Consider the following 9,494-nt stretch of genomic DNA (forward strand, 5'->3'; position numbering starts at 1 on the left):
GGACACAAAACCGCTGAAACCCAGCGCCTCAGCGTTCAGCCGCAACCTCCCTGCCTTCCCCAGCCCCAGCCGGGCCAGGGTCCCCCTGGCCCAGGCGGAGCCTCCCCCTCAGGGGGTGGCGAACTACACGGCGCGGCAGCGCCGTGAGAAGCCGGGGGATCAGAATCTAGTGCGAAGCCGGTCGTAGGCGTAGGTGCCGAACAGGCGCTGCGCCTGCGGCGTGACGTACACGCTGTCGGCGAACACGTACTTGGAGTAGTCCAGGCCGGCCTTCAGCGTACCGGTGTTGCAGCGGGCCGAACTGACCTGGCCGATGCCGGTGCCGATGCCGGCGCCGGAATCGACCGAGGTGCAGACCGAGGTGGTACCGTCGTTCAGGCTGTAGTTGCCCGGCAGGCCGGTCAGCAGGTTGTAGTAGTAAGCGCCGTCGACATAGAGCACGTTGCTGCCCAGGTCGGCGATGTTGAGCAGCAGCGCCTTGTTGAATTCGGTGCTGGCCTGACCCAGGATGTCGGTGCTGGCGCGGCCGATGGCCAGGGGCGAACGGCTCAGGTCGTAGGTGCCGCTGGCGACCACGTAGCGCGCACCGGCCGTCACCAGTCGGCGCGTCTGCGTCGCCAACTGCTGGCCGGCGGTAACCATGTTTGCGAGGAACTGGGCGCTGGTGAGGGTGCCGGCCTGGAAGGCGGCGTAGTTGGCCAGCACGTCCGAGGTGCCGCCGCTGATGACGAGCACGTCGGTCTGGCTGATCGTGTTCGTGGCCAGGAAGGCGTCGACCTGTTCGGTCACCGTGCGGGTGGCGTTGCTGCCGGCCGCGTCGGGCTTGAGCGCGATGCGCGCATTGCCGGTGGCGTAGCTTGTGCCGCCCGCGGAGGCGGTCGTGAGCGTCCTGCCATAGCTGGCGGCGAGCTGCTGGGTCCAGATGTTGGTGCTGCCGTCGTTGACGGTGTAGCGCGAGCCGTTCTCGCCCAAATCGCTCAGGCCGTCGCCGAACGCGACGAAACGGGTGGGCGAGACCGCCGACTCCACGTTGCTCGAACCACAGGCGGCCAGCACGGCCGCCGATGCGCACGCGGCCAGCACGGCAGTGCGGCGCAACCAATTTGCTGTCATGGGAATCTCTCCAGAAATGTGGGGGAAGTGTAGCGACCGGCGGTCGGGGGACCGCCGGAACGAGTGTTTCAAGCGGCGGCGGCCCTATGCAACCGGTCGTTCACACCCTCCCAGGCGGGCGTGTCGGGCGGCGCTTCGATCCAGATCAGGCGCACGCCCTGGTCGTCGAAGGTGCGCAGCGCGGCGAAGAGCTGCTGGGCGGCGGCCTCCGCATCGTCGGGCATGCGGCGCACCACCACCTTCGACGAGCGGGGCGTCACCTCGGCGCGGGCGTAGACCGCCAGGTGCGCCGCCTCGGCGCCCAGCAGGTCCAGCCCGGTCTGCAGGGCCCGGGCATTCATCAGCCGGACCTTGGCCCGCGGCGCGTAGTGGGCCTCCAGCGTGCCGGAGGCCCGCGGCGCCGGCGCATCGAGCGTCTCGGGCTCGGCCAGGTCCATGCCGCAGGCGGCCTCGACCTGGGTGCGGGTGACGGCGCCCGGCCGCAGCAGCAGCGGCACGCCACGGGAGCAGTCGACGATGGTCGATTCGATCCCCACGGCGCAAGGCCCGCCGTCGAGCACCGCCAGGCCGGCATCGAACTCGGCGGCCACGTGGGCGGCGGTGGTCGGGCTGACCCGGCCGAACTGATTGGCGCTGGGAGCCGAGACGCCCGCCATGCCGCGTGCGGCACACGCGGCGAGCAGCGCCTGCGCCACCGGGTGCGACGGGCAGCGCATGCCGATGGTGGCGTGTCCGCCGGCCGAGGCGGTGGCCACGCCGGGCCGGCGCGGCAGGATCAGCGTCAGCGGGCCGGGCCAGCAGGCTGCGATCAGCCGCCGAGCGAAGGCCGGCACGTCGACCGTGAAATGGTCCACGCCCGGCGGCAGCGCCTGGCCGGGACCCGCGGGCGCCACATGCACGATCAGCGGATGGTCGCTCGGCCGGCCCTTGGCGGCGAAGATGGCAGCCACCGCGTCCGCGCGGGTGGCGTCGGCCGCCAGGCCGTAGACGGTCTCGGTCGGCATGCCGAGCAGGCCGCCGGCGGCCAGGATGTCGGCCGCCTGCGCGACCGCGGCGGGATCGTGGCCGTCGAGGATCATGGGGTGCTGGTCGAAGGAAAAGAACGGTGCCGCGCGCGGCGCTCAGAAAGGCGCGATGCCCAGGATGGCGCAGGCCTCCAGCGCCGCCTCGCGTGCGGCCACGGCGGTGGCCGCGGTGAAGGTCAGGTGGCCCATCTTGCGGCCCGGCACCGCGGCATGCTTGCCGTAGAGGTGCAGATGGGCGCCGGGCAGCGCCAGCACCCGGTCCCAGGCCGGGGTACGCTGCGCCGGCGACACCTGGCCCTCGACCTGCGGCAACTGCCACAGGTCGCCCAGCAGGTTCAGCATCACCGCCGGGCTGTGCTGGCGGGGCGCTGCCAGCGGCAGACCGGCCATGGTGCGCACCTGCAGCGCGAACTGCGAGCTGTCGCAGGCGTCGATCGTGTAGTGGCCGCTGTTGTGCGGCCGGGGCGCGATCTCGTTGACGACCAGCCGGCCGTCCTGCAGCAGGAAGAACTCGACGCAGAGCACGCCGACGTATCCCAGGCCGTCTGCTATCGATTTCGCAGCATCTACGGCTTGCTGCGCCTGGGCAGGATCGATGTTGCCTTCGTGCACCTCGGTCACCGCCAGGATGCCGTCGCGGTGCAGGTTGCGCTGCACCGGGAAGTGCACGGTGGTGCCGTCGGCGCCGCGCGCAACGATCACCGAGCATTCGGCGGCCAGCGGCAGCATCTTTTCCAGCACGCAAGGCACGTGCTGCAGCTGCGCCCAGGCGGCGGTGAGCGCGTCGCGGTCGACCACCCGGGCCTGGCCCTTGCCGTCGTAGCCCATGCGGACGGTCTTCAGGATGCCGGGCAGCAGGAACGCATCGACCGCGGCCAGCTGCTCGGGTGTGTCGATCAGCGCGTAGGGCGCACACGGTACGTCGCAGCGGTCGAAATGGGCTTTCTCGGCCGCGCGGTCCTGCGCGATGCCGACGGCCGAGGCCGCCGGCGCCACCGGCAGGCTGCGGGCCAGGGTGGCCAGCGCGGCAGCGGGCACGTTCTCGAATTCGGTGGTGACGGCGACGCACAGCTGCGCCATGTGCGCCAGACCGTCCGGATCCAGATAGCCCGCCTGTACATGGTGGTGGCTGACCCGGCCGGCGGGGCTGGACGGATCGGGGTCGAGCACCGCAGTGAAATAGCCCATCGACTGGGCCGCGTGCACGAACATCCGGCCCAGCTGGCCGCCGCCCACCACGCCCAGCGTCACCTCGGCATGGCTGCCGGCGACATGGCCCAGGGCAGCGCCGGCAGGGGCCGGGCCGGGCCGGGTGTCGGCCAGGCCGTGGAGCACCGCCTCGATCTCGGCACCCAGCGTAGTGCCGGCCTGGCCCGCGGGCGCCGCCACGGCACCGGCGCCGTCGGGCGGTGGCACCACCCCGGGCAGCGACAGGAACACGGGGCAGGCGACATCGTCGGCCGCGGCGAGCGGTGCGGGGGCGTCGGTCATGCGGCGGAGCCCACCGGTGCAAGCGCCATCGCCCGGGCGGCGGCGGTCTGCTCGGCCCGGAAGGTGTCGAGCTGCGCGCGCAGGGCCGGATCGCCCACCGCCAGCATCGCGACCGCGAACAGCGCCGCGTTGGCCGCGCCGGCCGCGCCGATGGCGAAGGTGGCCACCGGAATGCCCTTGGGCATCTGCACGATGCTGTGGAGGGAATCGACACCCTGCAGGTGGCGGCTGGCCACCGGCACGCCCAGCACCGGCACGGTGGTCTTGGCGGCCAGCATGCCCGGCAGGTGGGCCGCGCCGCCAGCGCCGGCGATGATCGCGGCCAGGCCCTGGGCGGTGGCCGACTCGGCGTAGGCGAACATGTCGTCGGGCATGCGGTGCGCCGAGACGACGCGCGCAGAATGCGGCACGCCGAATTGCTGGAGAATCTGAACCGCGTGCTGCATGGTGTCCCAGTCGGAGCTGGAACCCATGACCACGCCAATGGAGAGGGGTGTCATAGAGGGAGCGGTATGCGCCGTCCGCGATTGATGCAACCTTGAATTTTACTTTTAGGCGTATACCTGGCTTCCATGATCGATATCACCCTTCAGAATTTCCAGTCCGATCTGATCGACGGCTCGATGACCCGGCCGGTGCTGCTGGACATCTGGGCCGAATGGTGCGGCCCATGCAAGCAACTGGGCCCGGTGCTGGAGAAGCTTGAAACCGACTACGCCGGCCGCTTCACCCTGGCCAAGCTCGACGCCGACAAGGTGCCGCAGATCTCGCAGCAGCTCTCGCAGATGTTCGGCGTGCGCAGCATCCCGTTCTGCGTGATGTTCGTCGGCGGCCAGCCGGTCGACGGCTTCGTCGGCGCCCAGCCCGAGGCGACGATCCGCGAATTCCTCGACAAGCATGTGCCGAGTGCCGAGGAAGTCGAGGCCGAGCAGGAAGAGTTCGCCGCCCAGGACGCGCTGGCCGAGGGCGACACCGAGACCGCCCTGGAAAAGCTCCAGCACGCGGTGGCCGCCGACCCGGCCAACGACGATGCCCGCTTCGACTACGTCAAGCTGCTGCTGCAGCTCGGCCGCACCGACGATGCCAAGGTGGCCTTCGCGCCGGTGATCGCCCGGACCGGCCTGGTGCGGCGCTTCGACTCCCTGCAGCGCTGGATTGATGCTATCGATTTCGCAGCAGGTGGTCCGCATGCAGCGCCGGCTGCGGCCGATTTCGATGCGAAGATCGCCGCCAACAAGCGCGATTTCGACGCCCGCTTCGGCCGCGCCCGCCTGCTCATCGCCCAGCAGCAGTGGACCGCCGCGATGGACGAGTTGCTCGAGATCCTGATGCGCGACAAGTCGTGGAACGAGGACGCGGCCCGCAAGACCTACATCGCGGTGCTCGACGTGATCGAGCCGCCGAAGCCGAAGGTCGCCGACGGCCAGATCCCGCCCGACGATCCGGTCGTGGCGACCTACCGTCGGCGGCTCAGTTCGGTCGTGCTGAGCTGACCGAACAGGGCGGGCCGGCTCAGGCGATCAGCCGTTCCAACGCCTCGCGGTACTTGGCCGCCGTCTTCTCGATCACGTCCTGCGGCAGGCGCGGTGCCGGCGCGGTCTTGTCCCAGGCCTTGCCGTGGATGCGCACCGCCTCCAGCCAGTCGCGGACGAACTGCTTGTCGTAGCTCGGCGGGTTGATGCCGGCGGCGAAGGCCGCGTCGTAGCCCTCCACCGGCCAGTAGCGCGACGAATCGGGCGTCAGCACCTCGTCCATCAGCACCAGCCGGCCGGCCGGGTCCAGGCCGAACTCGAACTTGGTGTCGGCGATGATCATCCCCTTCTCGCGGGCGATGGCGGCGGCCTTTTTGTAGATGGCGATGCTCACGTCTCGGATCCGGGCCGCCAGATCGGGGCCGACCGTCTCGACGACACGCTCGTAGGTGATGTTCTCGTCGTGCTCGCCCATCGCGGCCTTGGCGGCGGGGGTGAAGATCGGCTCGGGCAGCGGGCTGGCGTTCTTCAAACCCGCCGGCAGCGACACGCCGCAGACCGATTGCGATGCCTGATACTCCTGCCAGCCGCTGCCGGCCAGGTAGCCGCGCACCACCGCCTCGACGGGAATGGGCTTCAGGCGTTGGACCAGCATCGAGCGGCCGGTGATCTGCGGCACCTCGGCGGCGCTCACCACGCTCTCGGGTGCACCGCCGGTCAGATGGTTGGGGACGATGTCGCCCAGCTTGTCGAACCAGAACAGCGCCATCTGCGTCAGCAGCACGCCCTTGCCGGGAATCGGCTCGCCCATGATCACGTCGAAGGCCGAGAGCCGGTCGCTCGCGACCATCAGGATGCGGTCGTCGCCGACGGCGTAGTTGTCGCGCACCTTGCCGCGGGCCAGCAGCGGCAGGGAGTGGAGGGCGGAGGTATGGAGGGCGGTAGCGGTCATGGTCGTCACGGCAAGAAAAAAGCCCGCCAAGACGCGGCGGGCTGGTGCATTATCGCCACAGGGGCCGCCGGGCGGCGGGCCCCGCGGGCATTACTGGACGACCTGCGCCAGTTCGCCCTTGGCGTACTTGGCGGCGACGACCTGCAGGCTGTCGCCCTTGACCTTGGCGCCCTGGCCCTCGCAGCCGAATTCGATGTAGCGCTGCTTGCAGATTTGCTTGGCGGCTTCGCGGGCGGGCTTCAACCATTCGCGCGCGTCGAACTTGTCGGGATTCTCGGACAGGAACTTGCGCACCGCGCCGGTCATCGCCAGACGAATGTCGGTGTCGATGTTGATCTTGCGCACGCCGAACTTGATGGCTTCCTGGATTTCCGAGACGGGCACGCCGTAGGTCTCCTTCAGCTTGCCGCCGTACTGGTTGATGATGGCCAGCAGGTCCTGCGGCACGCTGGAGGAGCCGTGCATCACCAGGTGGGTGTTGGGAATCCGGGCATGGATTTCCTTGACGCGCGAGATCGCCAGGATGTCGCCGGTGGGCGGGCGGCTGAACTTGTAGGCGCCGTGGCTGGTGCCGATGGCGATGGCCAGCGCGTCCAGCTGGGTGGCCTTGACGAAGGCGGCGGCCTCTTCCGGATCGGTCAGCATCTGGCTGTGGTCGAGCTTCACATCGGCACCGATGCCGTCTTCCTCGCCGGCATCGCCGGTCTCGAGGTTGCCCAGGCAGCCGAGTTCGCCTTCGACGGTGACGCCGTGTTTGTGCGCCATCTCGACGACCTTGCGGGTCACGTCGGTGTTGTAGTCGAAGTCGGCAGGGGTCTTGCCGTCTTCCCGCAAAGAGCCGTCCATCATCACCGACGAGAAGCCGAGGTCGATCGCGCCCCGGCAGATGGCGGGGCTCTGGCCATGGTCCTGGTGCATCACCAGCGGGATGTTCGGATACTGCTCGACGGCGGCCTGGATCAGGTGCTTGATGAACGCCTCGCCGGCGTACTTGCGGGCACCGGCGCTGGCCTGCAGGATCACCGGCGCCCCGGTTTCCTTGGCGGCTTCCATCACGGCCTGCACCTGCTCGAGGTTGTTGACGTTGAAGGCTGGAATGCCGTAACCGTTCGCGGCGGCGTGGTCGAGCAGTTCCCGCATCGAGACTAATGCCATGGTGGTGATCCAAAGTAGGGGTTGGAAGCCGGCGGGCCGCGATCGGCATGCGGCGCGGTAATCCGACGGTAGCCTTCCGATTTTAGCGGCCGACGCCCCGGCCGGCTGTCAGCGAACACCGCCAGGGCCGGGCGCGGCGGGCGGCCGGGTCAGGCGGGCGACAGGCCCAGGAACGCCAGCACGTCCGCATGCACCGGCGCCAGCCAGCGCAGCGGCGCGGCCAGGCTGCCGACCAGCGTCACATGGTTGATGCGGCCGTAGTGGCGCAAGGTCACGTCGACGCCCGCCGCCTGCAGCTTCTCGGCCAGGGCGAAGGTATTGCGACGCGGGTTGACCACGCTGTCGGTGTCGGCGGCGACCAGCAGGGTGCGGGGCGCGGCCGGCGACGCATGGGCCAGCGGCTGCGAATCGGCCGGTGTGTCGGGCCACCGGAAGGCGACCTGGGTGTCGGGGTTGTCGATCGGCAGGAAGTCGTAGGGGCCGGCCAGGCCGATCCAGCCCTTGAGCTGCCGCGGCGCCAGGCCGACCTCCTGCAGCCAGCGCGCATCGAGCGCCAGCATCGCCGCGTTGTAGCCGCCGGCGCTGTGGCCCATCAGCACGATGTCGGCGGGGTCGCCACCGATCTCGGCCGCATGGTCGAAGGCCCAACGCACCGCGCGGGCGCTGTCGCGCACGAATTCGGGATAGCGCACGCCGGGGCTCAGCCGGTAGTCGGGCACCACCGCGATCGCGCCGTGCGCGGCCAGGGCTTCGCCGACGAAGCGGTAGTCGGCCCGCTCGCCCATCGTCCAGGTGCCGCCGTAGAAGAAAACGACGATCGGCGGCGGCTTGCCGCCGGTACGGGCGCCTTCGGGCAGCCGGTACACGTCGAGCTTCTGGCGCGAATCGGGGCCGTAGGCGATGCCGGGCTGCAGCCGGTAACCGCTGCGCGGCACCAGCCGGTCGAGCACCTGGGCGCCGCTGCAACCCGACAACAGCGTGGCCGCGGCCGCCAGCAGGCCCGCACGGCGGGCGGGGGAACGAAGAGGGTCCAGGTTCATGAACGGTTCATCGGCTGAGGGAAAATACGGTGGCGGTACGCACCGCGACCCGGCGAGGCAGGTGCGGCACTGTAGGGACGATGCCCGCAGGGCGGTGTTATCACTTGATACAACTGGCACATCTGCCGGTGGGAACCCCGGGCCTGTTGCAGTGCACCATGAGAGAGTCGGGTGTTGCGCGTCTGCGGACCCGAGAAACGAGGAAGGAGTCCGATTTGAAGTTCCGTGTCATCACGCTGGCCGCCTGCACCGCAGCCATCGCCTGCCTGCCCGCCGTCACCCGGGCACAGGTCACGCTGAAACCCGACGGCGAATGGCGCTACCTGTTCAGCGCCGGTGGCAACGCCACCAAGGGCAACAGCGACACCACCGCGATCAACGCCAGCGGCGAAGCGGCCCGCGTCACCGAACACGACAAGCTGATCGCCCGCGGCCAGCTCAACTACGGCCAGGCCAACGGCAGCAAATCGGCCCAGCGCTATTCGCTCGGAACGCAGTACAACCGCGACATCTCGCGCAACAGCTTCAGCTTCGGCGCGGTCGATCTGATCCGCGACCGGCCCTCCAACATCGGCCACCGCTATTCGCTGGCGGGCGGCGTCGGCCGCCACATGCTGCGCGGCGACGAGAACAACCTCGACATCTCGCTCGGCCTGGGCTACACCCAGGACAAGTACGTCACGCCCATAGAAGTGCTGGACCAGGTACGCTCCGAGTACGGCCGTACCGAGCTGGTGATGGCCGAGGAATCCAGCCACCGACTCACCAACACCACCCGCATCCGCCAGAAGGTCACCGTCTACCCCAACCTGACCGACCGCGGCGCCTACCGCGGCGCGCTGGAAACCGGCATCTCGGTGGCGATGACACCCACCCTCAACCTGACCGCCGGCCTGAACTACCGCTACGACAGCGACCCCGGCGTAGGCATCAAGAAAGGCGACGCATCGTTCGTCACCGGCGTATCGCTGCGCTTTGACTAGGCGAACCGCTACGGTTGCGGCGATGCGGATTTGGTATCGCGGATCAATTCCGCCTTGGTAATAGCTTTAAGAACACGCTCCCGAGAGGCCGTCCTCAAACGTCCCAAACCAAGCTCATCCGCCATCGCCGCAAGCGCGGCATCTCCAGAAAAATCTATCAGCACGCGGCTAGTGTGGTGTCTCAAAAATAAGCCGAACTAAGTTGACGAATGGTTATCCATGAGTTTCCAAGTCCAGGAAACTACAAAGATGACCAGATCAGG

The 9,494-nt window shown here is 69.1% G+C and carries 10 protein-coding genes; 2 read left to right on the top strand and 8 right to left on the bottom strand.

Annotated elements, in window-relative coordinates; translation table 11 throughout:
- Positions 1 to 159: 159 nt before the first annotated feature.
- The 4 genes from DFQ15_RS13610 to purE form a co-directional block, all read right to left on the bottom strand.
- Positions 160 to 1,113: an SGNH/GDSL hydrolase family protein gene (locus tag DFQ15_RS13610; protein WP_110466491.1), complete on the bottom strand. Its 954-nt coding sequence runs from the start codon at positions 1,111 to 1,113 to the stop codon at positions 160 to 162.
- 68 nt (positions 1,114 to 1,181) lie between these two features.
- Positions 1,182 to 2,192, bottom strand: coding sequence for an L-threonylcarbamoyladenylate synthase (locus DFQ15_RS13615; RefSeq protein WP_110466492.1), 1,011 nt, complete (start codon positions 2,190 to 2,192; stop codon positions 1,182 to 1,184).
- 42 nt (positions 2,193 to 2,234) lie between these two features.
- Positions 2,235 to 3,629: a 5-(carboxyamino)imidazole ribonucleotide synthase gene (locus DFQ15_RS13620; RefSeq protein ID WP_110466493.1), complete on the bottom strand. Its 1,395-nt coding sequence runs from the start codon at positions 3,627 to 3,629 to the stop codon at positions 2,235 to 2,237.
- Positions 3,626 to 4,129 (bottom strand): 5-(carboxyamino)imidazole ribonucleotide mutase, encoded by a 504-nt coding sequence (gene purE / locus DFQ15_RS13625; protein ID WP_110466494.1) that lies wholly within the window; start codon positions 4,127 to 4,129, stop codon positions 3,626 to 3,628. The genes DFQ15_RS13620 and purE overlap by 4 nt, the downstream gene beginning before the upstream one ends.
- A gap of 72 nt (positions 4,130 to 4,201) precedes the next feature.
- Here purE and DFQ15_RS13630 point away from each other — a divergent pair, with 72 nt between their 5' ends.
- A complete protein-coding gene (locus DFQ15_RS13630; RefSeq protein WP_110466495.1) occupies positions 4,202 to 5,122 on the top strand; it encodes a tetratricopeptide repeat protein in 921 nt (306 codons plus the stop codon).
- Between the two features lie 19 nt (positions 5,123 to 5,141).
- Here the strand turns inward: DFQ15_RS13630 and DFQ15_RS13635 are convergent, their stop codons facing one another.
- The 3 genes from DFQ15_RS13635 to DFQ15_RS13645 all read right to left on the bottom strand — a co-directional run bounded on the left by DFQ15_RS13635 (position 5,142) and on the right by DFQ15_RS13645 (position 8,248).
- Positions 5,142 to 6,053, bottom strand: coding sequence for a phosphoribosylaminoimidazolesuccinocarboxamide synthase (locus DFQ15_RS13635; RefSeq protein ID WP_110466496.1), 912 nt, complete (start codon positions 6,051 to 6,053; stop codon positions 5,142 to 5,144).
- Between the two features lie 90 nt (positions 6,054 to 6,143).
- Entirely contained in the window at positions 6,144 to 7,208 is a 1,065-nt protein-coding gene (gene fba / locus DFQ15_RS13640) for a class II fructose-bisphosphate aldolase (RefSeq protein WP_110466497.1), read from the bottom strand.
- A 149-nt stretch (positions 7,209 to 7,357) separates the two neighbouring features.
- On the bottom strand, positions 7,358 to 8,248 hold the full coding sequence (locus tag DFQ15_RS13645; RefSeq protein WP_110466498.1) for an alpha/beta hydrolase: 891 nt from the start codon (positions 8,246 to 8,248) through the stop codon (positions 7,358 to 7,360).
- Positions 8,249 to 8,463: 215 nt separating this feature from the next.
- On the opposite strand from DFQ15_RS13645, the gene DFQ15_RS13650 reads away from it, so the two are divergent.
- On the top strand, positions 8,464 to 9,231 hold the full coding sequence (locus tag DFQ15_RS13650) for a DUF481 domain-containing protein (protein ID WP_158529074.1): 768 nt from the start codon (positions 8,464 to 8,466) through the stop codon (positions 9,229 to 9,231).
- An 8-nt stretch (positions 9,232 to 9,239) separates the two neighbouring features.
- On the opposite strand, the gene DFQ15_RS17915 is transcribed toward DFQ15_RS13650, so the two are convergent.
- The gene (locus DFQ15_RS17915; protein WP_233504524.1) at positions 9,240 to 9,395 is read right to left on the bottom strand and encodes a hypothetical protein; all 156 of its coding nucleotides are present in this window, start codon (positions 9,393 to 9,395) and stop codon (positions 9,240 to 9,242) included.
- Positions 9,396 to 9,494 lie beyond the last annotated feature (99 nt).

This window comes from Xylophilus ampelinus, from assembly GCF_003217575.1.
Lineage (GTDB): Bacteria > Pseudomonadota > Gammaproteobacteria > Burkholderiales > Burkholderiaceae_C > Xylophilus > Xylophilus ampelinus.